Origin of the sequence: Nocardioides sp. NPDC092400, assembly GCF_040684155.1 — a bacterium.
Classification (GTDB): Bacteria; Actinomycetota; Actinomycetes; order Propionibacteriales; family Nocardioidaceae; genus Nocardioides.
The window spans coordinates 1-25,632 of sequence record NZ_JBFBFJ010000011.1 but is presented as its reverse complement, the minus strand read 5'-3'; the positions used below and the strand labels follow the sequence as shown (position 1 = coordinate 25,632).

Annotated in this window: 23 protein-coding genes; 19 read left to right on the top strand and 4 right to left on the bottom strand. The window is 72.7% G+C overall.

Features of this window, described 5'->3' with window-relative positions:
• Window positions 1–38: 38 nt before the first annotated feature.
• Entirely contained in the window at window positions 39–782 is a 744-nt protein-coding gene (locus AB0N29_RS20395) for an SDR family oxidoreductase (RefSeq protein ID WP_364869982.1), read from the top strand.
• Between the two features lie 38 nt (window positions 783–820).
• Window positions 821–1,873, top strand: coding sequence for an ATP-binding protein (locus AB0N29_RS20390; RefSeq protein WP_364869979.1), 1,053 nt, complete (start codon window positions 821–823; stop codon window positions 1,871–1,873).
• A gap of 19 nt (window positions 1,874–1,892) precedes the next feature.
• On the opposite strand, the gene AB0N29_RS20385 is transcribed toward AB0N29_RS20390, so the two are convergent.
• Entirely contained in the window at window positions 1,893–2,807 is a 915-nt protein-coding gene (locus tag AB0N29_RS20385; protein WP_364869977.1) for an aldose 1-epimerase family protein, read from the bottom strand.
• On the bottom strand, window positions 2,804–3,631 hold the full coding sequence (locus AB0N29_RS20380; RefSeq protein ID WP_364869975.1) for a DeoR/GlpR family DNA-binding transcription regulator: 828 nt from the start codon (window positions 3,629–3,631) through the stop codon (window positions 2,804–2,806). Before AB0N29_RS20380 ends, AB0N29_RS20385 begins: the two co-directional genes overlap by 4 nt.
• A gap of 323 nt (window positions 3,632–3,954) precedes the next feature.
• Between AB0N29_RS20380 and AB0N29_RS20375 the strand changes: the two genes are divergently transcribed.
• Genes AB0N29_RS20375 through AB0N29_RS20360 form a run of 4 tightly spaced genes read left to right on the top strand, consistent with a single transcriptional unit; the run spans window position 3,955 to window position 8,614 of the window.
• Entirely contained in the window at window positions 3,955–5,037 is a 1,083-nt protein-coding gene (locus AB0N29_RS20375; protein ID WP_364869972.1) for an ABC transporter substrate-binding protein, read from the top strand.
• A gap of 7 nt (window positions 5,038–5,044) precedes the next feature.
• Entirely contained in the window at window positions 5,045–6,613 is a 1,569-nt protein-coding gene (locus tag AB0N29_RS20370; RefSeq protein ID WP_364869969.1) for a sugar ABC transporter ATP-binding protein, read from the top strand.
• Window positions 6,606–7,607 (top strand): ABC transporter permease, encoded by a 1,002-nt coding sequence (locus AB0N29_RS20365; protein ID WP_302266759.1) that lies wholly within the window; start codon window positions 6,606–6,608, stop codon window positions 7,605–7,607. The genes AB0N29_RS20370 and AB0N29_RS20365 overlap by 8 nt, the downstream gene beginning before the upstream one ends.
• On the top strand, window positions 7,604–8,614 hold the full coding sequence (locus AB0N29_RS20360; protein WP_302266758.1) for an ABC transporter permease: 1,011 nt from the start codon (window positions 7,604–7,606) through the stop codon (window positions 8,612–8,614). The genes AB0N29_RS20365 and AB0N29_RS20360 overlap by 4 nt, the downstream gene beginning before the upstream one ends.
• Before the next feature lie 322 nt (window positions 8,615–8,936).
• Here the strand turns inward: AB0N29_RS20360 and AB0N29_RS20355 are convergent, their stop codons facing one another.
• Window positions 8,937–9,113 (bottom strand): hypothetical protein, encoded by a 177-nt coding sequence (locus AB0N29_RS20355; RefSeq protein ID WP_302266757.1) that lies wholly within the window; start codon window positions 9,111–9,113, stop codon window positions 8,937–8,939.
• 231 nt (window positions 9,114–9,344) lie between these two features.
• Window positions 9,345–10,178: a phytanoyl-CoA dioxygenase family protein gene (locus tag AB0N29_RS20350; protein ID WP_364869963.1), complete on the bottom strand. Its 834-nt coding sequence runs from the start codon at window positions 10,176–10,178 to the stop codon at window positions 9,345–9,347.
• Window positions 10,179–10,290: 112 nt separating this feature from the next.
• On the opposite strand from AB0N29_RS20350, the gene AB0N29_RS20345 reads away from it, so the two are divergent.
• The 13 genes from AB0N29_RS20345 to AB0N29_RS20285 all read left to right on the top strand — a co-directional run bounded on the left by AB0N29_RS20345 (window position 10,291) and on the right by AB0N29_RS20285 (window position 25,127).
• On the top strand, window positions 10,291–11,298 hold the full coding sequence (locus tag AB0N29_RS20345) for a LacI family DNA-binding transcriptional regulator (protein ID WP_302266755.1): 1,008 nt from the start codon (window positions 10,291–10,293) through the stop codon (window positions 11,296–11,298).
• A gap of 154 nt (window positions 11,299–11,452) precedes the next feature.
• Window positions 11,453–12,559, top strand: coding sequence for a phenylalanine--tRNA ligase subunit alpha (gene pheS / locus AB0N29_RS20340; protein ID WP_364869959.1), 1,107 nt, complete (start codon window positions 11,453–11,455; stop codon window positions 12,557–12,559).
• A 7-nt stretch (window positions 12,560–12,566) separates the two neighbouring features.
• On the top strand, window positions 12,567–15,050 hold the full coding sequence (gene pheT / locus AB0N29_RS20335; protein ID WP_364869956.1) for a phenylalanine--tRNA ligase subunit beta: 2,484 nt from the start codon (window positions 12,567–12,569) through the stop codon (window positions 15,048–15,050).
• Between the two features lie 306 nt (window positions 15,051–15,356).
• A complete protein-coding gene (argC, locus tag AB0N29_RS20330; RefSeq protein WP_364869953.1) occupies window positions 15,357–16,400 on the top strand; it encodes an N-acetyl-gamma-glutamyl-phosphate reductase in 1,044 nt (347 codons plus the stop codon).
• Window positions 16,400–17,551 (top strand): bifunctional glutamate N-acetyltransferase/amino-acid acetyltransferase ArgJ, encoded by a 1,152-nt coding sequence (gene argJ, locus AB0N29_RS20325; RefSeq protein ID WP_364869950.1) that lies wholly within the window; start codon window positions 16,400–16,402, stop codon window positions 17,549–17,551. Before argC ends, argJ begins: the two co-directional genes overlap by 1 nt.
• Window positions 17,548–18,492, top strand: a complete 945-nt coding sequence (argB, locus tag AB0N29_RS20320; protein WP_302266750.1) for an acetylglutamate kinase — start codon at window positions 17,548–17,550, stop codon at window positions 18,490–18,492. Before argJ ends, argB begins: the two co-directional genes overlap by 4 nt.
• A complete protein-coding gene (locus tag AB0N29_RS20315) occupies window positions 18,489–19,709 on the top strand; it encodes an acetylornithine transaminase (RefSeq protein ID WP_364869946.1) in 1,221 nt (406 codons plus the stop codon). The genes argB and AB0N29_RS20315 overlap by 4 nt, the downstream gene beginning before the upstream one ends.
• Window positions 19,706–20,644 (top strand): ornithine carbamoyltransferase, encoded by a 939-nt coding sequence (gene argF / locus AB0N29_RS20310; protein WP_364870095.1) that lies wholly within the window; start codon window positions 19,706–19,708, stop codon window positions 20,642–20,644. The genes AB0N29_RS20315 and argF overlap by 4 nt, the downstream gene beginning before the upstream one ends.
• Window positions 20,644–21,183: an arginine repressor gene (locus AB0N29_RS20305; protein WP_364869943.1), complete on the top strand. Its 540-nt coding sequence runs from the start codon at window positions 20,644–20,646 to the stop codon at window positions 21,181–21,183. Before argF ends, AB0N29_RS20305 begins: the two co-directional genes overlap by 1 nt.
• Entirely contained in the window at window positions 21,184–22,617 is a 1,434-nt protein-coding gene (gene argG / locus AB0N29_RS20300) for an argininosuccinate synthase (protein WP_302266747.1), read from the top strand.
• On the top strand, window positions 22,617–23,108 hold the full coding sequence (locus AB0N29_RS20295) for an NUDIX domain-containing protein (protein ID WP_302266746.1): 492 nt from the start codon (window positions 22,617–22,619) through the stop codon (window positions 23,106–23,108). The genes argG and AB0N29_RS20295 overlap by 1 nt, the downstream gene beginning before the upstream one ends.
• The gene (gene argH / locus AB0N29_RS20290; RefSeq protein WP_364869938.1) at window positions 23,105–24,529 is read left to right on the top strand and encodes an argininosuccinate lyase; all 1,425 of its coding nucleotides are present in this window, start codon (window positions 23,105–23,107) and stop codon (window positions 24,527–24,529) included. Before AB0N29_RS20295 ends, argH begins: the two co-directional genes overlap by 4 nt.
• Window positions 24,513–25,127: a DNA-3-methyladenine glycosylase gene (locus tag AB0N29_RS20285; RefSeq protein ID WP_364869935.1), complete on the top strand. Its 615-nt coding sequence runs from the start codon at window positions 24,513–24,515 to the stop codon at window positions 25,125–25,127. Before argH ends, AB0N29_RS20285 begins: the two co-directional genes overlap by 17 nt.
• Window positions 25,128–25,632 lie beyond the last annotated feature (505 nt).

The following is a 25,632-nucleotide window of genomic DNA, read 5'->3' as shown; positions in this document are numbered from 1 at the left end:
GCAGGTCTCGGCGCCGGCGCCGCGGGTACAGCGCAGCCATGACGACTCAGGAGCTCGAGGGGCGCGTCGCGCTCGTCACCGGTGGCGGCAGCGGCCTCGGCCGCGCGATCAGCCTCGACCTGTCCGGACGCGGCGCGCACGTACTCGTCGCCGACATCGACGTCGACGGCGCCAAGCGGACCGCGGAGCTCGCGGCGGACGCGGGCGGCGGCAGCGCCGAGGCGGTGGCCCTGGACGTCACCGACCGCGCGGCCGTCGACGAGGTGGTCCGGCGCGCGGGCGAGGAGCACGGTGCGCGCTTCGACCTGCTCGTGAACAACGCCGGCACCGACCGCGGCGCGGACGTCGTCGAGGTCGACGACGACCAGTGGCACGGGGTCTTCGCCGTCAACGTCCACGGGCCGATGTACCTCAGCCGCGCCTTCGTGCGGCACCAGCAGGCGCTCGGCGCCGAGACCGGCGACATCGTGTGCGTCGTGTCGATCAGCGCGCTCACGGTCGGCGCGGGTGCCGGTGCCTACAACGCCTCCAAGGCCGCGATGCACAAGCTGGCGGAGGTCATGCAGACCGAGTCCCGCGAGCGCGGCTGGCCGGCGCGGGTCAGCATCATCGACCCGGCGGCCATGGCCACGCCGATGATGGACCAGTGGGGCCTCCCGCCCGAGCGGATGATGGACCCCGCGATCGTCGCCGGCCTCGTCCGCACCGCGGTGACGCTGCCGCCGGAGGTGGTGCTCCAGAACGTCGTGGTGACGCTGCGCAACGAGAACTACCCGCGCTGAGCGCACCCGGCCGACCCTCGCCGCCTAGGGTGGCGTGCGTGGACGCCCAGGCACTGGCCGACTCGCTGCCGGACGGCGTCGTCGTCGCCGACGCCGACCAGCGGGTGGTGCTCGTCTCGGCACCGGCGGCGCGGATGCTGGGGCTCGACGCCCCCGGAGCCGTCGGCCGCCCGCTGCCCGAGGTGCTGGCGCTGCGCGACCAGGACGGCCGCGCCTGGACGGCGTGCAACCGCCCGTACGGCGGGATCGCCACCCGCACCGCCGTCCCGGAGCAGTCCTGGCTGCTCCCGGACGGCACCGAGGTGCTCGTCGCGGCCCGCATCCACCGCGACGGCGTCCGCGAGCCGGTGCGCCAGGTCGCGGTGACCATCCGCTCCGGCCGTGGCCGCGCCCGGCTCGACCGGGAGCGCTCGGACCTCGTCGCGACCGTGGCGCACGAGCTGCGCTCGCCGCTGACCGGGGTGAAGGGCTTCGTGCAGGCGCTGCTCAACCGCTGGGACAAGCTCAACGACGAGCAGAAGAAGCTCATGCTCACCACCGTCGCCGCCGACTCCGACCGGCTCAGCCGGCTGATCGCCGAGCTGCTCGACGTCGCCCGCATCGACACGGGCCGGCTCCAGCTCTACCCCCGGCCCTCCGACGCCGGTGTGCTGGTCACCCGGATCGTGGAGTCGGTCGCCGCCGGCACCGCCCGGCCGATCGACCTCTCGCTCGACGACGACCTCCCGGCGGTGCACGTCGACCCCGACAAGTTCACCCAGGTCGTGACCAACCTCGTCGAGAACGGCGTGCGGCACGGCGACGGGTCCGTGCGCGTGCACGTCGAGGCCGTCGCCGAGGGGCAGGGCAGCGACCCGGCCGGCGTCCGCGTCACCGTGGACGACCAGGGCGAGGGCGTCCCCGAGGAGATGCGCCGACGGGTGTTCACCAAGTTCTGGAAGGGCGGCGCCCGCGGCGGCTCCGGCCTGGGGCTCTACATCGTGCACGGGCTGGTGCGCGCGCACGGCGGCACGGTCACCATCGCCGACGCCCCCGGCGGCGGCGCCCGCCTGGTCACCACGTGGCCGGCGGAGGACCTCCGGGCCGACTGACCGCTCCGAGGCACCCCGGTCAGAGCGGGCCGACGGTCCAGGACACGGTGTGCTCGTCACCGGGACGCAGCACGACGAGGTCCTCGCCGGAACGGAACGCGTCCGGCGGGCAGGTCATCGGCTCGACGGCCAGGCCGCGACGGTCGTTCTCGGGCTCGTCGGGGAGGTCGCCGGTGTGGACCTGGAGCCAGGGCAGGCGGGTCGGGTCCCACACGCACTGCACGCCGGTGCCGGTGGCGTCGTGCAGGCGCACGCGGGCCAGCCCGTCGGGGTCCGGACGCACGCCGGTGAAGGCGTGGTCCACCGCGGTGCCGGCGATGGGACGGGCCGCGAGGAAGTCGCGGTCGGTGCCGGCCACGGGGGAGCGGTCCAGCGGGAGCAGCCGGTCGGGGGTCACCTCGAGCACCTCGGTGACGGGCAGCTGCAGGGTCCAGTCGTCGACCACGCCCGGGCCCGCGACGAGGTAGGGGTGCGGCGCCACGCCGTACGGCGCGTCCTCGGCGCCGGCGTTCCGGGCCGTCACCGTCGTGGTGAGCCCGTCCTCGGCGAGCGCGTGGCGGACGGTCACGTCGAGCTCGAAGGGGTAGCCCGGCTGCGGCACCAGCCGGTGGCCGAAGGTCGCTGAGTCGGAGGTGGAGTCGAGCAGGTCGAAGCGGACCCAGCACACCAGGCCGTGCAGCGCGTTGCCGCGGTCGGGCTCGGTGAGGGGCAGCTGGTGGTCCTGCCCGCCGAAGCGGTAGCGCCCGTCGGCGACCCGGTTCGGCCACGGGAGCAGCACCGACCCGCGGAAGCGCGGACGCACCTCGTCCGCGGCGTAGGGACGGACCAGGTCGCGGCCGTCGTGCTGGAGCAGCCGCACCCCGCCACCGACCTCGGTGACGACGGCGCGGAGCCCACCGTGGGTGAGCTCGTGCTCGGCCCCGCCCCGGCTCACGAGGCGTTCCCGACGCCGTCGGCGGTGCCGGCGGACCGGCCGCCGGCCAGCGGTGCGAGCACGAGGTCGACCCCCAGCTCGCGCATGGTCGCCCGGCCGTCTGGGTCGAGCCCGTCGTCGGTGACGACGACGTCGGCCCGGTCCAGCGGGACGATCGTCGAGATGCCGATGATCCCCCACTTGGTGTGGTCGGCCAGGACCACGAGGCGCTGGCCGGCGGCGACGAGCGCCTGGTCGGTGTCGGCCTCGAGCAGGTTGGGCGTGGTGTAGCCGGCGCGCGCGTCCATCCCGTGCACGCCCAGGAAGACCAGGTCCAGGTGGAGCAGCCGCAGCGAGGAGACCGCCACCGGTCCGACGAGGGCGTCGGAGGGCGTGCGCACGCCGCCGGTGAGGACGACGTTGGGGGCAGCGCCGCCCGTCTTGTGCAGCACCTCCGCGACCCGCATCGAGTTCGTCACGACCGTCAGGTCCGGGATCGTGCGCAGGTGGTGCGCCAGGGTCCAGGTCGTCGTGCCGGCCGACAGCCCGACGGCGGAGCCCGGACGCACCATCGCCGCGGCGGCGGCGGCGATCGCCTCCTTCTCCGCGGTCTGGCGCGCCCACTTGGCCTCGAACCCCGGCTCGTCGGTGCTGGGCTTGGTGCCGCCCGCGATCGTCGCGCCGCCGTGGACCTTGTCCAGGCGGCCCTGGGAGGCGAGGTTGTCCAGGTCCCGCCGGATGGTCATCTCCGAGACCTCGAGCAGCCGGGCGAGCTGGCTGACGCGGGCTGCTCCGCGCTGCTGCACCTCGTGCAGGATGCGTGCCTGGCGTTCGGCGGCGAGCAATGCGGCCCCTCTCCTCGACCCCCGTGCCCCCTCATCGCGGACTGTGAGGGGATGTTCGGACTTGAGGTCCGATGTGCACATCCTGAGGGTGGGGTGGGCGAGGTGGCAAGGGCCAGTTCGTCTCGAGTTGCCGTGGGATCCACGCTCGGATCCGCGCCGAGTGCCGTATTCGCGACGTCGTCCGGGCCTCGGCGAGCAGAATCCTTTGCAGTTCGTCTCCCCGGGTGATTGCGCTTTTGTGTGCGGTCATGTTTGCTTGCGCGAAGGCACTTGTGACGGCTATCTCACGCCGGGCCCGCCCACCTCACCCCACGGGAGCATCGATGAAGACCATGAACCGCACGGCGCCCTGGAAGACGATCGCCGCAGCGGCGGTGGCCGGTCTCGCCCTGACCGGCTGCACCAACTCCGGCGACGACAGCGCCTCGGACGACGCCGGCAGCGGCAAGGACGAGCAGGTCGTCAAGGAGACCGAGAACACCGGTCCCGGCTGCACGCTGGACAAGTACGGCGCCGAGAAGCTCGACCTGAAGAACGCCACCGTCGGGTTCTCCCAGTCCGAGCCGGACACCGCCGCCTTCCGCGCGGCGGAGACCGAGTCGATCAAGGAGGCCGCGAAGGAGGCCGGCGTCAAGAAGCTGATCACCACCAACGCGAACGCCGAGCTGCCCAAGCAGATCGCCGACATCCAGGACATGCTCAACCAGGGCGCGCAGTTCCTCATCGTCGCGCCGGTCAACTCTGACGGCCTCGACCCCGCCCTCGACGCCGCCAAGAAGAAGGGCGTCCCGGTCCTCACCATCGACCGCAAGGTGACCAACGAGCCCTGCTCGGACTACATCGCGTTCCTGGGCTCGGACTTCTACGACCAGGGGATGCGCGCCGCCGACGCGATGGCCGACGCCACCGGTGGCGAGGGCAAGGTCGCGGTGCTGCTCGGCTCCTCGGGCAACAACGTCACCGACGAGCGCAACGCCGGCTTCAAGGACCGCGTCGAGGAGGAGTACCCCGACCTGGAGATCATCGTCGAGCAGACGGCGAACTTCGCGCGTGACGAGGGCCAGTCGGTGACCGAGCAGCTGCTCCAGTCCAACCCGGAGATCACCGCGATCTACGCCCACAACGACGAGATGGCGCTCGGCGCCGTCACGGCCGTCCGCGCCGCAGGCAAGGACCCGGGCAGCGACATCAAGATCGTGTCGATCGACGGCACGCGCAACGCCGTCCAGGCCATCGTCGACGGCGACATCAACGCCGTCATCGAGTCCAACCCGCGCTTCGGCCCGCTCGCCTTCGAGACCGCGACGAAGTTCTACGACGGTGAGGAGATCCCCGAGGACGTCATCATCGAGGACGACTCCTACACCACCGAGAACGCCGAGCAGGACCTCGGCAAGGCGTTCTGAGCCACCCGTGACGCAGACCACCAGCAGCACGCCGCCGCGGGGCGGTGGTGACCCCGTCCTCCAGACGGTCGGGGTCACCAAGTCCTTCGGCGGCGTCCACGCCCTCCGCGGCGTCGACTTCGAGCTCCGGGCGGGGGAGATCCACACGCTCGTGGGGGAGAACGGCGCCGGCAAGTCGACGCTGATCAAGGTCCTGACCGGCGTCTACACCCCCGACGAGGGGGAGGTCCGGTACGCCGGCGAGACGGTGCACTTCCGCCGTCCCTCCGACGCCCAGCACGCCGGGATCTCGACCATCTACCAGGAGGTGAACCTGGTCCCGCTGCTCAGCGTGGCCCGGAACATCTTCCTGGGGCGCGAGCCGCGCAGGTTCGGGCTCATCGACGTACGCGCGATGAACCGCCGGGCCCGTGAGCTCGTCGAGGAGCTCGGCATCGACATCGACGTCACCGCCGAGCTCGGCCGGCTCGGGCTCGGGTCGCAGCAGATGGTCGCCCTCGCCCGGGCCATGTCGGTCGACAGCCGGGTCGTGATCATGGACGAGCCGACGTCCTCGCTGGAGACCAAGGAGGTCGAGACCCTGTTCCGCGTCGCCCGCGGCCTGCGGGACCGGGGCGTGGGGCTGGTCTTCGTCTCCCACCGGCTCGACGAGCTGTGGGAGCTGTGCGACCGGGTCACCATCCTGCGCGACGGCCAGTGGGTCCACACCGGCACGATGGCCGAGATGAGCCGGCTCGAGCTGGTCTCGAAGATGCTCGGTCGCGACGTCGAGGAGGTCCAGGCCGAGGGCGCCACCGAGTTCGGCGCGTCCCACCGCCAGTCGGAGGAGCCGGCGCTGGTGGTCTCCGGGCTCGACGTCCGCAACCGCCTGCACGGCATCGACCTCGAGGTGCGCCCCGGCGAGGTGGTCGGCCTGGCCGGCCTCCTCGGCTCCGGGCGCAGCGAGACCGTCAAGGCCATCTACGGCGCCCTGCGCGCCCAGTCCGGTGACGTCACCGTCGCCGGGTCGAAGGTCAAGGCCAACTCGGTGAGGGGCGCGCTCGCCTCCGGCGTGGCGCTGCTGTCGGAGGACCGCAAGGCGGAGGGGATCGTCCCGGACCTCTCGGTCCGCGACAACATCGCGCTCGCCGTGCTCCCGCGGATGTCGCGCGCCGGGGTCGTGTCGGAGGCCAAGATCGACCGGCTCGTCGACACCTTCATGAAGCGGCTGCGGATCAAGGCGTCGAGCCCGGACCAGAAGGTCCGCGAGCTCTCCGGCGGCAACCAGCAGAAGGTGCTGATCGCCCGCTGGCTGGCCACCGAGCCCACCGTGTTCCTCCTCGACGAGCCGACCCGAGGCATCGACGTCGGCGCCAAGAGCGAGGTGCAGGCGCTCATCGACGAGCTCGCCGAGCAGGGGCTCGCCGTCGTGCTGATCTCCAGCGAGATGGACGAGCTCGTCGAGGGCGCGGACCGGATCGTCGTGCTGCACGACGGGCACGTCCAGGCCGAGCTCGACAGCACCAACCTGAGCAGCTCCGAGCTGCTGACCGCGCTGGCGGGAGACCGAGAGATGGAGGGGAGCAGCCGTGAGTGACGGCACTGCCACGGCCCCGTCGGCCACCACGGCCGAGGACGCCACCACCCGCACCCGACCGCGCTTCGACCAGGACTGGGTGCGGCGCAACGGCGTGTTCGTCGCGCTGGGCCTGCTGCTCCTGGCCAACGTGCTGCTGACCGACAACTTCGTCAGCACCGGGACCCTGCGGCTGCAGCTCGTCCAGGTCGCGCCGGTCGTGATCGTCGCGCTCGGCATGGCGCTGGTGATCGGCACCGAGGGCATCGACCTGTCCGTGGGCGCCGTGATGGCGCTCGCCGCCGCCCTCATCCCGCTCTACGTCGGGTACGGCTCGGTCGGCGCGATCGTCATCGGCCTCGTCGCCGGCGTCGTGGTCGGCCTGATCGCCGGTGTGCTGGTCGCCGTCGTCGGGGTGCAACCGATCGTCGCGACCCTCGGCCTGATGGTCGTCGGTCGCGGCGTCGCGAACCTCTTCGGCGGGGAGATCAAGAGCATCCGCGAGCCCGGGATCGTCGAGCTCGGCACGGGGAGCGTCCTCGGCATCCCCTACGTCGTGCTCATCGCCGCGGCCGCGTCGATCGTGGTCTGGCTCCTCGTGCGGCGCTCGACCTACGGGCGCCAGCTCGTGGCGATCGGCGGCAACAAGCTCGCCGCCCAGCTCGCCGGCCTGCCCGTGCGGCGCGTGCTCGTGACGACGTACGTCGTCTCCGGGCTGCTCGCCGCGATGGCCGGCATCCTGCTGGCGGCCCGCTCCCAGGCGAGCGACCCGACGAAGCTCGGTCAGCTGATGGAGCTCTCGGCCATCACCGCGGTCGTCATCGGTGGCACGCCGCTCTCCGGCGGCCAGGTGCGGATCCTCGGCACCATCGCCGGAGCGCTGCTCATGCAGCTGATCACCGCCACCTTGATCTTCCACAACATCCCGGACTCGACGGCCCAGATCGTGCAGGCGGTCATCGTCATCGCCGCCGTCTACGTCCAGCTCGGCCGAGGAAAGGCGCGACGCACATGAGCACCTCCACCGTCGTCGACCCGGCGACGTCGAACGCGCCAGAGGCCGCCGCGGCCTCCCGGGCCCGGTTCGCCTCGCTGGTCCAGCGCCAGGGCGCGCTGGCGATCTTCGTGGTCGTGGTCGCCGTGGCGAGCGTCAGCTTCGACACCTTCGCGAGCCGGGGCAACCTGACCGGCATCGCGGTGCAGGCGTCGTTCCTCGCGATGCTCGCCCTCGGCATGACGTTCGTGATCATGACCGGCGGCATCGACCTGTCGGTCGGCAGCGTCTTCGCCCTCGGCGGCGTCCTCGCCGCCTGGGGCAGCCAGCACGGCACGCTCGTCGCGTTCGTCCTGCCACTGGCGGTCTGCGGCGCGATCGGGCTCACCCAGGGGCTGATCATCGCCCGCGGCGGGCTGCCACCGTTCATCGTCACGCTGGCGGGTCTGCTGTTCGCCCGCGGGCTGCTGCTGCTCCTCAGCGACGAGGGCGCCACGACGTACAAGGTCCCGCGGGGCTCGGCGTTCCGGAAGCTCGCCCAGGGGGAGCTGTTCGGCATCCCCTACCCGGTCCTGCTGGTGGTGCTGTTCTTCGCGATCGGCGCCCTGGTGCTGCACCGCACGTCCTACGGCGCCTCCGTGCTCGCGATCGGCGGCCAGGAGGACGCGGCCGACCTGATGGGCCTCCCGGTGCAGCGCACCAAGGTGCTGACGTACGTCGCCTCCTCGCTGCTCGCCGGCTTCGGCGGCATCATGATCGCCAGCTACACCTCCTCGGGCGTCACGATCCTCGGTGTCGGCACCGAGCTCGAGGCGATCGCCGCGGTGGTCCTCGGCGGCACGCTGCTCACCGGCGGCGCCGGCACCGTGCTCGGCACGCTCATCGGCGTCCTGCTGCTGCAGGTGATCAAGAACGTCATCAACCAGATCGGCTCGCTGGACTCCGACTGGCAGTCCGTGGTCAGCGGCACCATCCTGCTGCTGGTCGTCACGCTGCAGCGCTGGCTCACCCGCGTCGACCGGACCTAGCGACCGTCACAGCGCGGTACCGCCTGATCGTGCCCCTCACCGGCTCCGGCCGGTGAGGGGCACGACGCGTTCCTCACCGGTGCTCCCCGGGGCAGTCCCTCGCTTACCAGGGCAGATCTACCCCGGTGAGCGAGGGAGTCCCCGGTGCACCGGGGACTCCCGCAGGCCGCCCCCGCCGCGCCGCGCCGCCCCAGCCCGGCCACTTCTCAGGCAGAACCGGCACTTCTCAGGGGTTGCAACCCCTGAGAGGTGCCGGAATCCCCGGGGCCCCGGGAAATCCGGCAGCCACCCGGCACCCGCGGGACCCAGCCCGAGCAACGACTCAGGCGTACCGCACGACGTGCGCGACGCCCTGGCGCCGGGCCATGGCGCGCCCGAGGCGCTCGGCGTCCTGGAAGGTCTGGTGCCGCAGGGCGGTGTCCTGGTCGTACCGCGACCCGGCGACGTCGTTCCACCAGAAGCCGCCGTCGCAGTAGGTGACGATCGTGCCGCTCTCCATGGTCTTCCCCCCACCGTCGGTCCGGGTGGCCGACGGTCCGTTTTTACTTTGCCGGGGTGGCGGCTGTCCGGCCATCGGCGCACGTGTGGCCGAACGGTCCGGGCACCCACCCGTTCGGGCCATGTCCCTGGGGTCACGCACACGCACACGCAGAGGCACACGCAGACGCCGACGGCCCGGCACCCCTTGCGGGTGCCGGGCCGTCGGCGTGGGACCGGGTGGGACGGAGGCTCAGGCCTCGCCCATCACCAGGCCCTCGATGGTGTGCTTCTGGGTGATCGGCGTGAGCTCGTCGACGACGGGGCAGTCGAGGTGGTCGCGGACGCGCTGGGGGAGGTTCTCCCAGTACTGGCGGGTCACGGCGAGGTCGTGCTTCTCGTCGTTGCCGGCGCCGGGGGCGTCCACGCCGAGCACCAGGACCGGACGGGACTTCGCCGACTCGTTCTTGGTCCCGCGGTGGACCGTGAGCGCGGAGCGCGCCGAGATGTCACCCATCTGCGGGTACTTGCGCACGGCGCGCTCCTCGAAGCGGGAGTACTCCTTCTTCAGCGGGAACATCCCGTGGTTGAACTCCTCGCCCTTGTCCCAGTGGGTGCCCGGCGCGACCTCGAAGGGACCCATGTCCTCCTCGGTGTCGACGCAGGTCACGTTGAAGGCGAGCGAGGTGAGCCGGCCCTCCTCGAGGGTCTCCTTCGGGCTCGGGAAGTCGCGGTGCCACGGCTGGTTCTTGGCGCCCTCGAACGGGATGTCGAAGCCGACCTCGACGATCTTGTAGTCCGGGCCGAGGACGGCCTCGCAGGTCGCGCGGACCCACGGGTGGTCGACGAGGTCGACGAAGCCGCGCAGGGCCTCGGGGTGGATCTCGACGTAGTACCGGTTCGGCCCGCGGCCGACGGAGCCGCCCTCGCGGGACTGGGCCTCGGCGAAGGCCGCCTCGACGTCCTCGCGGAGCTGCTCGACCCACTCGCGGGAGAAGGCGCCCTTGCAGCCGATGATGCCGTCGGTCTGGATGGTCTCGCGGATGACGTCCGTGTCGATCGGCACGTCGAGTGCTGCGGCGGTCATGTGGTCCTCCCGGGAAAGTGGTGTGACGTTCGGTACCCAGTTTGCAACGTTGCAATGCCACGTTGCAATACCCTGCGTCGAGAAATCCGCGACGAACGGGCGAGGAGGCGGCATGAGGGCGAACCTGCGGGACGTGGCCGAGCGCGCGGGCGTGAGCGTCCGCACCGTGTCGAACGTCGTGAACACCCCCGAGGTCGTCGCCCCGGCCACCCGGGAGCGGGTCCAGCGCGTGATCGACGAGGTCGGCTACCGGCCCAACATCGCGGCCCGCCAGCTGCGCCGCGGGCGCGGCGACGTCATCGGGCTGGTCGTGCCGGAGATCGACTCGCCGTACTTCGCCGAGCTGGCCGCCCACGTCGTCCGCGCCGCCGAGGAGCGGGGCTGGACGGTCCTGGTCGAGCAGACCGACGGCGACCCCCGGCGGGAGCGCGACCTCCTCGACGGTGCCCGCGGGCAGGGCGTGGACGGCGTGGTGTTCAGCCCGTGGTCGATGACGCCGGCCGAGGTCTCGCGCCGCTCGAGCGCGCCGCCGGTGGTGATGCTGGGGGAGCAGGCCGGCTTCGGGCACGTCGACCGCGTCGCCATCGACAACCAGGCGGCCGCGCGCGAGGCGACGGCGCACCTCGTCGCCTCCGGGCGGCGCCGGGTCGCAGCCGTCGGCCTGCAGCCGCACCTGAGCAACGAGACGGCCCGGCACCGGCTCGCCGGCTACCGGGCCGCGCTCGCCGCCGGCGGGCTGCCGGAGGACCCGGCGCTCGAGGTGGGCGTCGAGCGGCTGCACCACGCCGACGGCGTACGGGCCATGGCGGCCCTGCTCGACCTCGCCGACCCGCCGGACGCCGTCTTCTGCTTCACCGACCAGCTCGCGCTCGGCGCCCTGCGGGCGTGCGCGTCCCGCGAGGTCGCCGTCCCCGGCGACCTCGACGTCGTCGGCTTCGACGACATCGAGGCCGGCCGCTACTCGGTGCCGTCGCTGACGACGGTGGCGCCCGACAAGCAGCGGCTCGCCGCGCTCGCCCTCCAGACGCTCGCCGAGCGGATGGCCGACCCCTCGCTGCCCGGTCGCGACGTCGTCGTCCCCCACGAGCTGCTGGTCCGGGAGAGCGCCCCCGGCCGGTGAGGTGCCGGTGAGGTGCCGGTGAGGTGCCGGTGAGGTGCCGGCGAGGCGCCGGGCGGGCCGCCGGTGACCGGAACGGCAACCGGGTGGAGCGCGGCGCGTGCGGCTTCCTAGACTTGCCCCTCGACCGGCCGGTCACCAGCTGGAGAGGCGTGCCATGTCCGGACCCAACACCGACTACGACCCCGTGGAGGTCACTGCCTTGAAGCCCGAGGAGGTCGAGTCGGCACGCGACGCCGCGCTCGCCGCCATCGCCGCCGCGACCGACCTCGCCGAGCTCAAGCAGGTGCGCATCGACCACACCGGCGACCGCTCGCCGCTGGCGCTCGCCAACCGTGAGATCGGCGCACTGCCGCCGCAGGCCCGCAAGGAGGCCGGCCAGCGGATCGGCCAGGCCCGTGGTGCCGTGGCCAAGGCGCTGGGCGAGCGGCAGGCGGTGCTCGAGGTCGAGCACGAGGAGCGGATGCTGGTCGAGGAGACCGTGGACGTCACCCTGCCCACCGACCGCCTGCCCGCTGGTGCGCGGCACCCGCTGACCACCGGCGCGGAGCTGATCGCCGACATCTTCGTGGCGATGGGCTGGGAGGTCGCCGAGGGTCCGGTCATCGAGGCCGAGTGGCTGAACTTCGACGCGCTCAACCTCGGTCCCGACCACCCGGCACGGACGATGCAGGACACCTTCTGGACCGACCCGCAGGACGACGGCGTGGTGCTCCGGACCCACACGTCGCCGGTGCAGGCGCGGACCATGCTCACCCGGACGCCGCCCATCTACGTCGTGTGCCCCGGCCGGGTCTTCCGGACCGACGAGTACGACGCCACGCACAGCCCGATGTTCCACCAGGTCGAGGGCCTCGCCATCGACGAGGGCATCACCATGGCGCACCTCAAGGGGACCCTCGACCACTTCGCCACGGCGATGTTCGGCGAGGGCTCGACGACGCGGTTCCGCCCGTCGTACTTCCCCTTCACCGAGCCGTCCGCCGAGGTCGACCTGCTGTGCTTCGTGTGCCGCGGTGCCGGGGACCTCGAGGGCGCCCGCTGCCGCACCTGCCGCGGCGAGGGCTGGATCGAGTGGGGTGGCTGCGGCGTGGTCAACCCGCGTGTGCTGGCCGCCTGCGGCGTCGACAGCGAGCGCTACACCGGCTTCGCGTTCGGCATGGGCATCGACCGCACCCTGATGTTCCGCCACGGCGTGGAGGACCTCCGCGGGTTCTTCGAGGGCGACGTCCGGTTCACCACCGCTTTCGGAAGCGAGCTCTGAGCACCCCGTGAAGACCCCTGTCTCCTGGATCCGCGAGTACGTCGATCTCCCGGCCGACGTCACCACCGAGGCGCTGGCCGCCGAGCTGACCGACCTCGGGCTCAAGCTCGAGGCGATCGAGAAGCCCGGCGACCAGATCACCGGTCCGCTCGTCGTCGGTCGAGTGCTCACCATGGAGCCCGAGCCCCAGAAGAACGGCAAGACCATCAACTGGTGCACCGTCGACGTCGGCGACGCCAACGGCACCGGCGAGCCGCAGGGCATCGTGTGCGGCGCGCACAACTTCGCGCCCGGCGACCTCGTGGTGGTCGTGCTGCCCGGCGCGGTGCTCCCCGGTGACTTCGCGATCTCCGCGCGCAAGACCTACGGCCACCTCTCCGCCGGGATGATCTGCTCGGCCCGTGAGCTCGGCCTGGGCGAGGACCACGAGGGCATCATCGTGCTCCCCGAGGGCGCCGGCGAGCCGGGGCAGAGCGCCTTCGGCGTGCTCGGCCTCGACGAGGAGGTCATCGAGTTCGAGATCAACCCCGACCGGGCCTACGCGATGTCGCTGCGCGGGGTCGCCCGCGAGGCCGCCTTGGCGTACGACGCGGCGTACCGCGACCCGACGCGGCGCGAGGTCCCTCCGGCCGACGACCAGGGCCACCCGGTCGTGGTCGACGACCCCACCGGGTGCCCGGTCTTCGTGGCCCGCACGGTCTCCGGGTTCGACCCGGCCGCGCCGACGCCGGACTGGATGGCGCGTCGCATCCAGCTCGCGGGCATGCGACCGATCTCGCTGGCCGTCGACGTCACGAACTACGTGATGCTCGAGACCGGTCGGCCCATCCACGGCTACGACGCCGACAAGCTGCAGGGCGCGATCCGCGTCCGCCGGGCCGAGCCCGGCGAGCGGCTCACCACCCTCGACGGCACCGACCGTGTGCTCTCCCCGGAGGACCTCGTCGTCACCGACGACTCCGGGATCATCGGCCTCGGCGGCGTCATGGGCGGCGAGGCGACCGAGATGTCGGCGACCACCACCCGCGTGCTCGTGGAGGCCGCGCACTGGGACGCGGTCTCGATGTTCCGCACCGGCAAGCGGCACAAGATCTCCTCCGAGGCCGGCAAGCGCAACGAGCGCGGGGTCGACCCGACGATCTGCGAGGCTGCGGCCGACCGCGTGGTCGAGCTGCTGACGACGTACGGCGGCGCGACGGCGGAGCCGGGTGTGACCGTGGTCGGCACGCCGCCGGCTGCCGGCAGCATCGCCGTCGACGCCGACCTGCCCGCCCGCGTGACCGGCATGGACATCGACACCGCCACGACCGTGGCGCACCTGCGCGCTGTCGGGTGCGAGGTCGTCGAGGACGGCGGACGGCTCACCGCGACGGTCCCGCCGTGGCGCCCGGACCTCGCCGACCCCTTCGACCTCGTCGAGGAGGTCGCCCGGATCGTCGGCTACCGCAACGTGCCGTCGGTCCTGCCCACCCCCGGCGCCGGGCGTGGCCTCACCCGCGAGCAGCGGCTGCGTCGCCGCGTCGGTCGCACCCTGGCCGGCGCGGGCTGCGTCGAGGTGCTCAGCTTCCCGTTCGTCGGCGACGCGGCCTTCGACCAGCTCGGGCTCGCCGCCGACGACCCGCGCCGCCACACGGTGCGGCTCGCGAACCCGCTCTCGGCCGAGGAGCCGTCGTACACCACGACGCTCCTCCCGGGCCTGCTCAAGGCCGCCGCCCGCAACGTGGGTCGCGGCGCGACGGGCGTCGCGCTGTTCGAGACCGGGACCGTCGCGTTCCCCGTCGACCGGGGCCCCGCCCCGATCTACGGCGTCGACCGGCGACCCACGGCCGAGGAGCTCGCGGCGCTGGTCGACGCGCTGCCGCTCCAGCCGCTGCACCTCGCCGTCGTCCTCGCCGGCGAGCGCGAGCGCGCCGGCTGGTGGGGCGCGGGCCGCGAGGCCGGCTGGGCCGACGCGATCGCCGTGGTCCGCCGGCTGGCCGACGAGCTGGGCGTGGAGCTCACCGTCGACGCGGAGGCACGCACGCCGTGGCACCCGGGCCGGTGCGCCCGGCTGAGCGTCGGGGAGGTCGTGCTCGGCCACGCCGGCGAGCTGCACCCCAAGGTGTGCAAGGCGTTCGGCCTGCCCGCGCGGTCGGCCGCCGTCGAGCTCGACCTCGACGCACTGCTGCGCACGGCCGTCGACGTGGCGCCGGCGCCGGAGTTCTCGACGTACCCGGTCGCGAAGGAGGACGTCGCGCTCGTCGTCGACGCCTCCGTCCGCGCCGCGGACGTCGGGTCGGCCCTGCGCGAGGGCGCGGGTGAGCTGCTGGAGTCGCTGCGGCTCTTCGACGTCTACACCGGCGAGCAGGTCGGCGAGGGACGCAAGTCGCTGGCCTTCGCGCTCCGGTTCCGCGCACCGGACCGGACCCTCACCGAGGACGAGACGGCCGCCGCCCGCGACGCCGCGGTCGCCCGCGCCGCCGAGCTCACCGGCGCGACCCAGCGGAGCTGAGGAGCGCCCCGCCGGGCTGTCCGCCAAGGGATGTCGCCGGACCCTCGCTCCCCACGGTGAGCTCACCGTGGGGAGCGACGGTCTCCCCAGGGATGCAGCCGAACCGCTCCGCGAGCCGGTTCACCTGCATCCCTTGATGGAGCGACCGCGCAGACCCCTCACGCGGCGACGCATGGAAATCGCCCGTCCGGGCACCAGTGGGGTCGAGCACGCTGCGCACGGGCGTCGCCCGCGTGACGAGCACCACGGAACATGCACCGGCACCCCGCTTCGCATAGTCATTCCGACTTCGGTATGGTCATGCACATGACCAGGAAGCGCGTCGCTGTCGCCGGAGCCAGCGGGTACGCCGGGGGGGAGCTCCTGCGCCACCTCCTCGCCCATCCCGATGTCGAGATCGGTGCCCTCACGGGCGCCTCGAACGCGGGGGAGCGCCTCGGCGTGCTCCAGCCGCACCTCGTGCCGATCGCCGAGCGCGTGCTCGAGCCGACGAACGCCGAGACCCTCGGCGGGCACGACGTGGTGTTCCTCGCGCTCCCGCACGGGCAGTCCGGCGCGATCGCGAACGAGCTGCAGGCCGCCGACCCGAGCACGGTCGTCATCGACTGCGGCGCCGACTTCCGGCTGCAGGACGCCGCGGAGTGGGAGAGGTTCTACGGCGGCGACCACGCCGGCACCTGGCCCTACGGCCTCCCCGAGCTGCCCGGCCAGCGCGACGCCCTGCGCGGCGCCACGCGCGTCGCCGTGCCCGGCTGCTACCCGACCGTCTCCACGCTGACGCTCGCACCGGCGATCGCCGCGGGGATCATCGAGCCCGACGTCGTGGTGGTGGCCGCCTCGGGCACCAGCGGCGCGGGCAAGGCCGCCAAGCCGCACCTCCTCGGCAGCGAGGTGATGGGCAACGCCAGCGCGTACGGCGTGGGCGGCACCCACCGGCACACCCCGGAGATCACCCAGAACCTCACGGGGCTGCTGACCAGCCAGCCGGTCACCGTCAGCTTCACGCCGCTGCTCGTCCCGATGTCGCGCGGCATCCTCGCGACCTGCTCGGCCCGCCTCGTCGCCGGCGTCACCGCGGAGGACGTCCGCGAGACCTACCTGAAGGCCTACGCCGACGAGCCGTTCGTCCACGTGCTCCCCGAGGGGCTCTGGCCGCAGACCAAGTCCGTGACCGGGTCGAACGCCGTCCACGTGCAGGCGACGGTCGACGAGGCCGCCGGGCGCATGGTCGCCGTCGGCGCCGTCGACAACCTCGCCAAGGGCACGGCCGGCGCGGCCGTGCAGTGCATGAACCTCGCCCTCGGCCTCGACGAGGGCACCGGCCTCACCACGATCGGAGTCGCCCCGTAATGAGCGTGACCACCCCCCAGGGCTTCCGGGCCGCCGGCGTCGAGGCCGGGCTGAAGAACAGCGGCGGCAAGGACGTCGCGCTGGTCGTCAACGACGGGCCCACCTTCGACTCCGCCACCGTCTTCACCGTCAACCGCTGCAAGGCCAACCCGGTCCTGTGGAGCCAGGAGGTCGTCAAGGACGGCACCGTCCGGGCGGTCGTGCTGAACTCCGGCGGCGCCAACTGCTACACCGGGCCTGAGGGCTTCCAGACCACCCACGCGGTCGCCGAGCAGGTCGCCGGCCACCTGGGCGCCGGCGCGATCGACGTCGTCGTCTGCTCGACCGGGCTGATCGGCCTCACCAACGACCGGCAGCAGGTGCTCGCCGGCGTCGACGCGGCGTACGCCGCCCTGGCGGCCGACGGCGGCCAGGACGCGGCCGAGGCGATCATGACCACCGACTCGGTCAGCAAGCAGGTCGTCGTCGAGGGCGCGGGCTGGTCGATCGGCGGCATGGCCAAGGGCGCGGGCATGCTGGCCCCGCAGCTGGCCACGATGCTCGTCGTGCTCACCACCGACGCGGTGGTCCCGGCCGCCGACCTCGACACCGCGCTCCGCGCGGCGACCCGGGTCTCCTTCGACCGGCTCGACTCCGACGGCTGCATGTCGACCAACGACACGGTCACGGTCATGGCCAGCGGCGCGAGCGGGATCACGCCCAGCCTCGACGACTTCACCCAGGCGCTCACCCAGGCCTGCACGGACCTGGCGATGCAGCTGCTCAAGGACGCCGAGGGCGCCGACCACGAGATCGCGATCACGACGGTCGGAGCGGCGTCCGAGGACGAGGCGGTCGAGGTCAGCCGCAGCGTGGCCCGGAGCAACCTGTTCAAGGCCGCGATCTTCGGCAACGACCCCAACTGGGGTCGCGTCCTGGCCAGCATCGGCACCACGTCCGCGCGGTTCGACCCCGCCGACCTCGACGTCGCGATGAACGGAGTCTGGGTCTGCCGGCAGTCCACGCCGCACGCGGACCCGGCCGGCGTCGACCTGAGCGCCCGCGAGGTCAGCGTGACCATCGACCTCAAGTCCGGGTCCGAGCGGGCGACCGTCTGGACCAACGACCTCACCCACGCCTACGTCCACGAGAACAGCGCGTACTCCTCATGAACGACTCCAGCAGCCCCACGGGCGCCTTCGACACCAGCAAGCCCGACCAGGCCAAGGCCCGCACGCTCGCGGCGGCCCTGCCGTGGATGAAGCGGTACCACGGCAAGATCGTCGTGGTGAAGTACGGCGGCAACGCCATGACCGACGACGCCCTCAAGCAGGCCTTCGCCGAGGACATCGCGTTCCTCCGGTTCGCCGGCTTCAAGCCGGTCGTCGTGCACGGCGGCGGTCCGCAGATCTCCTCGATGCTCGACCGGCTCGGCATCGAGTCGGAGTTCCGCGGCGGCCTGCGCGTGACCACGCCCGAGGCGATGGACGTGGTCCGGATGGTCCTCGTCGGGCAGGTCCAGCGCGAGCTGGTCGGGCTCATCAACGAGCACGGGCCGCTGGCGGTCGGGTGCTCCGGCGAGGACGCCGGCCTCTTCACCGCGGTGCCGGCGACCACCGTCGTGGACGGCGAGGAGGTGGACCTCGGCCTCGTCGGCGAGGTGACCAGCGTCCGCCCGGAGTCGGTGCTCGACCTGATCGAGGCGGGCCGGATCCCGGTCGTCTCCAGCGTCGCGCCCGACGTGGACGGCACCGTCCACAACGTCAACGCCGACACCGCCGCCGCGGCGCTCGCGGTCGCGCTGGGAGCGGAGAAGCTGCTGGTCCTCACCGACGTCGAGGGCCTGTACCTCGACTGGCCGGACCCCACCGACGTCATCGGCGAGATCAGCCCCGAGGCCCTCGAGGAGCTGATGCCGACCCTGGCCTCCGGCATGGTCCCGAAGATGGGCGCCTGCCTGGCGGCCGTGCAGAACGGCGTCCCGCGCGCGACCGTCGTCGACGGCCGCGAGCCGCACGCCGTCATCCTCGAGCTCTTCACCCAGGAGGGGGTCGGCACGCAGGTGCTCCCCGGTGTGGAGACCAAGACCCGGAAGGTCAGGGACAGCCAGTGACCACCACCAGCACCCCCAGCACCGTCACCCAGGCCCAGGAGCGGTACGCCGCCAGCCTGATGAACACCTTCGGCCCGCCGAAGCTGCAGCTGGTCCGCGGCGAGGGTGCCCACGTCTGGGACGCCGACGGCAACGAGTACGTCGACTACCTCGGCGGGATCGCGGTCAACGCGCTCGGCCACGCACACCCGGCGCTCGTCGAGGCCGTGGCCACCCAGCTGGGGACCCTCGGCCACGTCTCGAACTTCTTCACCACCGGCCCCCAGCTCGACCTCGCCGAGAAGCTCCTCGAGCTGGTCGGCGGCGGCACGCGTGCCGAGGGCCGGGTCTTCTTCACCAACTCCGGCACCGAGGCCAACGAGGCGGCGTTCAAGCTCACCCGCCGCACCGGCCGCACCCACGTCGTGGCCACCGAGGGCGGCTTCCACGGCCGGACGATGGGCGCCCTGGCGCTCACGTCCAAGGAGGCCTACCGCACGCCGTTCGAGCCGCTGCCCGGGGACGTGACGTTCGTGCCGTACGGCGACGCCGACGCGCTCGCCGCCGCGGTCACCGACGAGACCGCAGCGGTCCTGGTCGAGCCGATCCAGGGCGAGGCCGGCGTCGTCGTGCCGCCCGAGGGCTACCTCGCCGCGGCGCGCGCCGTCGCCGACGAGCACGGCGCGCTGCTGTGGATCGACGAGGTGCAGACCGGCATGGGCCGCACCGGCCGTTGGCTCGCCAGCGAGGGCGTGCGTCCCGACGTCGTGACCCTGGCCAAGGGCCTCGGCGGCGGCTTCCCGATCGGCGCCTGCATCGGCCTCGGGGACGCCGGCGCGCTGCTGCAGCCCGGCAACCACGGCACCACCTTCGGCGGCAACCCGGTGGCCTGCGCCGCCGGCCTGGCCGTCATCGCCACCATCGAGTCCGAGGGCCTGCTCGAGCGGGCGACGGTGCTCGGCCGGCGGCTCCGCGAGGGCCTCGGCGCCGACGCCCGCGTGACCGAGGTCCGCGGGGCCGGCCTGATGATCGGGCTCGACCTGGGCGAGGACGCGGCGGCCGAGGTGGTCGCCGCGGGTCTGGCGCACGGGTTCGTGCTCAACAACACCACGCCGCGCCGGATCCGGCTCGTGCCCCCGCTCGTCCTCACCGAGGCCGACGCGGACGCCCTGCTCGCCGCGTGGCCGCGGATCCTCGACGACGCGTTCGCCGCCCTCGCGGCCGGGAAGGACTCCTGATGCGCCACCTGCTCCGCGACGACGACCTCACCCCGGCCGAGCAGGCCGAGGTGCTCGAGCTCGCGGCCGCGATGAAGGCCGAGCCCTACGCGCGCCGCCCGCTCGAGGGGCCGCAGACGGTCGCGATGGTCTTCGACAAGCCCACGCTGCGCACGCAGGCCTCCTTCGCGGCCGGCGTCGCGGAGCTCGGCGGCTTCCCGATGGTCGTCGACGGCCGGCTCGCCGGGATCGGCGAGCGCGAGTCGGTCGCCGACGTCGCCCGCATCCTGGGCCGGCAGGCCTCGGCGATCGCGTGGCGGACCTTCGCCCAGTCCGACCTCGAGGACATGGCCGAGCACGCCGGCGTCCCCGTCGTCAACGCGCTGACCGACGACTTCCACCCCTGCCAGCTGCTGGCCGACCTGGTGACGGTGCGCGAGCACAAGCCCGAGCTCGCCGGCCTCACCGTGACGTTCTTCGGCGACGGCGCCTGCAACATGGGCAACTCCTGGCTGCTCGCCGGCGCCACCGCGGGCATGCACGTCCGGATCAGCGCGCCCGAGGGCTACACCCCGCCCGCGGAGGTCTTCGAGCGCGCCGGCGAGATCGGCGAGCAGACCGGCGGGTCCGCGACCTGGGTGGAGGACCCCCGCGAGGCCGCGGAGGGCACGGACGTGGTCGTCACCGACACGTGGGTCTCGATGGGCAAGGAGGAGGAGGCCGCCGCGCGGACCGAGGTGTTCGCGCCGTACTCCGTCACCCAGGCGCTCTTCGAGACCGCCAAGCCCGACGCCATCGCCATGCACTGCCTGCCCGCCTACCGCGGGAAGGAGATCGCCGCCGAGGTGCTCGACGGGATCCAGAGCGTGGTGTGGGACGAGGCCGAGAACCGCCGGCACGCCCAGAAGGCCGTGCTCGCCTGGCTGCTCGAGAGGGCCGGGACGGGGGAGCGGTGATGACCGAGCACGCCCTGCGCCCGGCCACCAAGAACGCCCGGCACCGGCGGATCGTCGAGCTGGTCACGCACCACGAGATCCGCTCCCAGTCCGAGCTCGCCGAGCTGCTCGCCCAGAGCGGTGTCCGGGTCACCCAGGCGACCCTCTCGCGCGACCTCGTGGAGCTGGACGCGGTCAAGGTACGGGCGTCCTCCGGCGCGCTCGTGTACGCCGTGCCCGCCGAGGGCGGTGACCGCCGGCCGGCGGCGCCGACCGACACCGCGGCGGCCTCCCACCGCCTGGCCCGCCTCCTCGGCGAGCTGCTCGTCTCGGCCGAGGCGAGCGCCAACCTGGTCGTCCTGCGCACCCCGCCGGGCGCCGCCCAGTACCTCGGCTCCGCCTTCGACGGCGCCGGTCTCCCCGACGTCCTCGGCACCATCGCCGGGGACGACACGATCCTCGTCATCGGGCGGGACCCGGCCGGCGGCGACGCGCTCGCGCAGCGCTTCCTCGCCCTGGCCGATTCCTCCCTCCCCACCAGTCCTCTCAAGGAGATCTAAGTGAGCAAGGTCCTCACCACGCTGCCCCAGGGCGAGCGTGTCGGCATCGCGTTCTCCGGCGGCCTCGACACCTCCGTCGCCGTCGCCTGGATGCGGGACAAGGGTGCGGTGCCCTGCACCTACACCGCCGACATCGGGCAGTACGACGAGCCGGACATCTCCGGCGTGCCCGACCGGGCCCTGCAGTACGGCGCCGAGATCGCCCGCGCGGTCGACTGCCGTCGCCAGCTGGTCGAGGAGGGCCTGGCCGCGCTCGCGTGCGGTGCGTTCCACATCCGCTCCGGCGGCCGCGCCTACTTCAACACCACTCCGCTGGGCCGCGCCGTCACCGGCACGATGCTGGTGCGCGCGATGCAGGAGGACGGCGTCGACATCTGGGGCGACGGGTCGACCTTCAAGGGCAACGACATCGAGCGGTTCTACCGCTACGGGCTCCTGGCCAACCCGAACCTGCGCATCTACAAGCCCTGGCTCGACCACGACTTCGTCACCGAGCTGGGCGGACGCGCCGAGATGAGCCAGTGGCTCACCGAGCACGGGCTGCCCTACCGCGACAGCAAGGAGAAGGCGTACTCCACCGACGCCAACATCTGGGGCGCGACCCACGAGGCGAAGACGCTCGAGCACCTCGACGTCTCGCTGGAGACGGTCGAGCCGATCATGGGCGTGAAGTTCTGGGACCCCTCGGTCGACATCGCCACCGAGGACGTCACGATCCGCTTCGAGGCCGGTCGTCCGGTGGCGATCAACGGCACGACGTACGACGACCCGGTCGCGCTGGTCCACGAGGCCAACACGATCGGCGGCCGGCACGGCCTGGGCATGTCCGACCAGATCGAGAACCGGATCATCGAGGCCAAGTCGCGCGGCATCTACGAGGCGCCGGGCATGGCGCTGCTGTGGATCGCCTACGAGCGCCTGGTCAACGCGGTGCACAACGAGGACACCATCGCCAGCTACCACAACGAGGGGCGCCGTCTCGGCCGGCTCCTCTACGAGGGCCGCTGGCTCGACCCGCAGGCGCTGATGATCCGCGAGGCCATCCAGCGCTGGATCGCCTCTCTGGTCACCGGCGAGGTGACGGTCCGGCTGCGCCGCGGCGAGGACTACACCGTCCTGGCCACCGACGGCCCGGCCTTCTCCTACCACCCCGACAAGCTGTCGATGGAGCGCACCGAGAACGCCGCGTTCGGCCCGGTCGACCGGATCGGCCAGCTCACCATGCGCAACCTCGACATCGCCGACTCCCGCGCCAAGCTCGAGCTGTACGCCGGTCAGCCGCTCGACCAGGGCCAGGTGCTGGTCGAGAACGGCACGCTCTTCGGCGAGCTGCCGGCCGGCGGGTACGACCGGATCACCGACAACCCGGAGTACGCCGAGGGCACCGAGGAGGTCGCGCTCGACGCGGCGGCCATGGAGCTGGGCACGGACTGATGGGCGGTTCCACCCGGCCGGTGCGCGAGCGCGTCTGCGCCCGCGTGCTGCCGGTCAACACGGCCGGCGAGGTCCTGCTCCTGCACGGGTGGGACCCCGCCGACCCCGGCTCGCCGTACTGGTTCACCATCGGCGGCGGAACCGAGCCGGGGGAGTCGCTGGTCGAGGCGGCCGCCCGCGAGATGCACGAGGAGAGCGGCCTGCGGGTCGACCCCGGGGCCCTGGTCGGCCCGCTGCACCGCGAGACGGTGGGGTTCGACTGGGGTCCGTGGCACCTGGTGCAGGACCAGACGTACTTCGCGGTGCGTGTCGACCTGGCCCCCGGCCAGGAGGTCCACCTCGGCGGGCTCGAGCCGCTCGAGGTCGGCACGATCGACCGGGCCGCGTGGTGGACCCCCGCGGCGCTGGACGAGGATGGCACTGCCGTGAGCGAGGAGCTCACGACGATCATGCGGACCGCGGTCACCGCGGTCGGAGGAGGCAGCACGTGAGCACCACCAACGAGGGCAAGCTCTGGGGCGGCCGGTTCGCCGGCGGCCCGTCGCCCGAGCTCGACGCGCTCTCGCGCTCGACGCACTTCGACTGGCGGCTGACCCCCTACGACCTCGCCGGCTCCCGGGCGCACGCCAACGCGTTGCACCGGGCCGGCCTGCTCTCCGACACCGACCTCGCCGAGCTGCAGCGCGGCCTCGACGTGCTGGGGGAGCGGTACGCCGCGGGCGAGCTGCACCCGGACCCGTCCGACGAGGACGTGCACGGCGCCCTCGAGCGGCTGCTCCTCGAGGAGGTCGGGCCCGACGTCGGCGGCCGGCTCCGCGCGGGGCGCAGCCGCAACGACCAGATCGCCACGCTGTTCAAGGTCTTCCTGCGCGACCACGCGCGGGTCGTCGCCGGGCAGGTGCTCGACCTCGTCGACGTGCTCGCCGGGCAGGCGCGCGACCACCTCCACCCCGGGCCGACGATCATGCCGGGGCGCACCCACCTGCAGCACGCCCAGCCGGTGCTGCTCGCCCACCACCTGATGGCCCACGCGTGGCCGCTGCTGCGCGACGTGGACCGGCTGCTCGACTGGGACGTCCGGGTGGCGGCGGACTCGCCGTACGGCTCGGGCGCGCTGGCGGGCCAGTCGCTGGGGCTCGACCCGACCGGGGTGGCGGCCGAGCTGGGGTTCACCGGCTCCACGGCCAACTCCATCGACGGCACCGCGTCCCGGGACTTCGTCGCCGAGCTCGCCTTCGTCGCCGCACAGGTCGGCGTGGACGTCAGCCGGATCGCCGAGGAGGTCATCCTCTGGGCGACCAAGGAGTTCGGCTTCGTCACGCTGCACGACTCGTGGTCGACGGGGTCGAGCATCATGCCGCAGAAGAAGAACCCCGACATCGCCGAGCTGGCCCGGGGCAAGGCCGGCCGGCTGGTGGGCAACCTGTCCGGGCTGCTCGCCACCCTCAAGGCGCTCCCGCTCGCCTACAACCGCGACCTGCAGGAGGACAAGGAGCCGGTCTTCGACTCCGTGGACACCCTCGAGGTGCTGCTGCCGGCGTTCACCGGCATGGTCGCCACGCTCGTCTTCGACCGCGAGCGGCTGGCCGAGCTGGCGCCCCAGGGCTTCTCGCTCGCCACCGACGTGGCGGAGTGGCTGGTGCGCCAGGACGTCCCGTTCCGGGTCGCCCACGAGCTGGCCGGTGCGTGCGTGCGGGAGTGCGAGCAGCACGGGATCGAGCTGCACGAGCTCTCCGACGAGCAGCTCGCCGCGATCTCGCCGCACCTGGTGCCCGCGGTCCGCGAGGTGCTCACCGCCGAGGGATCGGTCGCCTCCCGCGACGGCCGTGGCGGCACCGCCCCCGTCCGGGTCCGCGAGCAGCTCGACGAGCTGGTCGAGCGCGCTGCGTCGTACCGTGCCCGGCTCGGCTGAGCGGTCCCACGGACTGGCCGACCTCCTGCGGGGGCCGGTCGACGAGGTCGCGCCGAGGCTGCTCGGCGCCCTCGTCAGCCACGGCGACGTCGTCGTCCGGCTGACCGAGGTCGAGGCGTACGCCGGCCCGGCCGACCCCGGCTCGCACGCCTACCGGGGCATGACCCGGCGCAACGCGACGATGTTCGGGCCGCCCGCGCACCTGTACTGCTACTTCACCTACGGCATGCACGTGTGCTGCAACGTGGTCACCGGACCGGAGGGGGACCCGAGCGCGGTGCTGCTCCGCGCCGGCGAGGTCGTCGAGGGGATCGCGACCGCGCGGGAGCGTCGCCCGGGCTCCTCCGACCGGGACCTCGCGCGGGGACCGGCACGTCTCTGCAACGCCCTGGGGATCGGCCTCGACCACGACGGCAACGACCTCACCGCCGGCCCGGTGCTGCTGGTGCCGGGGGAGCCGGTCGCCGCGGTCTCGACCGGCCCGCGCGTCGGCCTGCGCGGTGCGCCCGACCGGCCGTGGCGGTTCTGGGAGACCGGCCACCCGACCGTCTCGACCTACCGCCCCGCCAAGCCGCGGCTCCCGCGACCCGCCGGCTGAACGCCGTACGGCACGCGTGTTGCCGGCGTGTGACGAGCGTGCGACGAACGGATTTGGCACATCGGGGGAGAGCGCGTAACGTTCTTCCTCGCCGCGGCAAGCGGCTCCCGCCGGTCGGAAGACCAGCACGACAGGGAGCAGCAGGCCCCGGCCCGGGTCCACCGGAACGCGAAGCTCGCCGGAGTTGCGCAGGAGGATCGGAACCGGTAAGTTTCTGCAGGTTGCCCCGCGGCCGGCCCGAAAGGGTCCGGAACGGGTGCGTGTGATTCTTGAGAACTCAACAGTGTGTCATAGTCGACGAATTAGTTTGTTATGCCCCGTCGACTGATCTCCCTCTTTTGTGGGGTTGGTTGGTTGATGGTTTCTTTGACAATGATTCTGGCTGGATCTCCTTTACGGGGGTCCAATGAATGTCAGTTTCTCCTGTCAGGGGCATCTCTTTTTCCGCCGTCGGGCTTTGTGTCTGGTGGTGGTGTTGTTTTTCAACGGAGAGTTTGATCCTGGC

Bases quoted from the DNA above. Each gene is read 5' to 3' on its own strand.
- AB0N29_RS20395 (WP_364869982.1), top strand. From the start codon at position 39: ATGACGACTCAGGAGCTCGAGGGGCGCGTCGCGCTCGTCACCGGTGGC.
- AB0N29_RS20375 (WP_364869972.1), top strand. From the start codon at position 3,955: ATGAAGACCATGAACCGCACGGCGCCCTGGAAGACGATCGCCGCAGCG.
- AB0N29_RS20360 (WP_302266758.1), top strand. From the start codon at position 7,604: ATGAGCACCTCCACCGTCGTCGACCCGGCGACGTCGAACGCGCCAGAG.
- AB0N29_RS20355 (WP_302266757.1), bottom strand. From the start codon at position 9,113: ATGGAGAGCGGCACGATCGTCACCTACTGCGACGGCGGCTTCTGGTGG.
- AB0N29_RS20350 (WP_364869963.1), bottom strand. From the start codon at position 10,178: ATGACCGCCGCAGCACTCGACGTGCCGATCGACACGGACGTCATCCGC.
- AB0N29_RS20345 (WP_302266755.1), top strand. From the start codon at position 10,291: ATGAGGGCGAACCTGCGGGACGTGGCCGAGCGCGCGGGCGTGAGCGTC.
- pheS (WP_364869959.1), top strand. From the start codon at position 11,453: ATGTCCGGACCCAACACCGACTACGACCCCGTGGAGGTCACTGCCTTG.
- argC (WP_364869953.1), top strand. From the start codon at position 15,357: ATGACCAGGAAGCGCGTCGCTGTCGCCGGAGCCAGCGGGTACGCCGGG.
- argJ (WP_364869950.1), top strand. From the start codon at position 16,400: ATGAGCGTGACCACCCCCCAGGGCTTCCGGGCCGCCGGCGTCGAGGCC.
- argB (WP_302266750.1), top strand. From the start codon at position 17,548: ATGAACGACTCCAGCAGCCCCACGGGCGCCTTCGACACCAGCAAGCCC.
- AB0N29_RS20305 (WP_364869943.1), top strand. From the start codon at position 20,644: ATGACCGAGCACGCCCTGCGCCCGGCCACCAAGAACGCCCGGCACCGG.
- AB0N29_RS20295 (WP_302266746.1), top strand. From the start codon at position 22,617: ATGGGCGGTTCCACCCGGCCGGTGCGCGAGCGCGTCTGCGCCCGCGTG.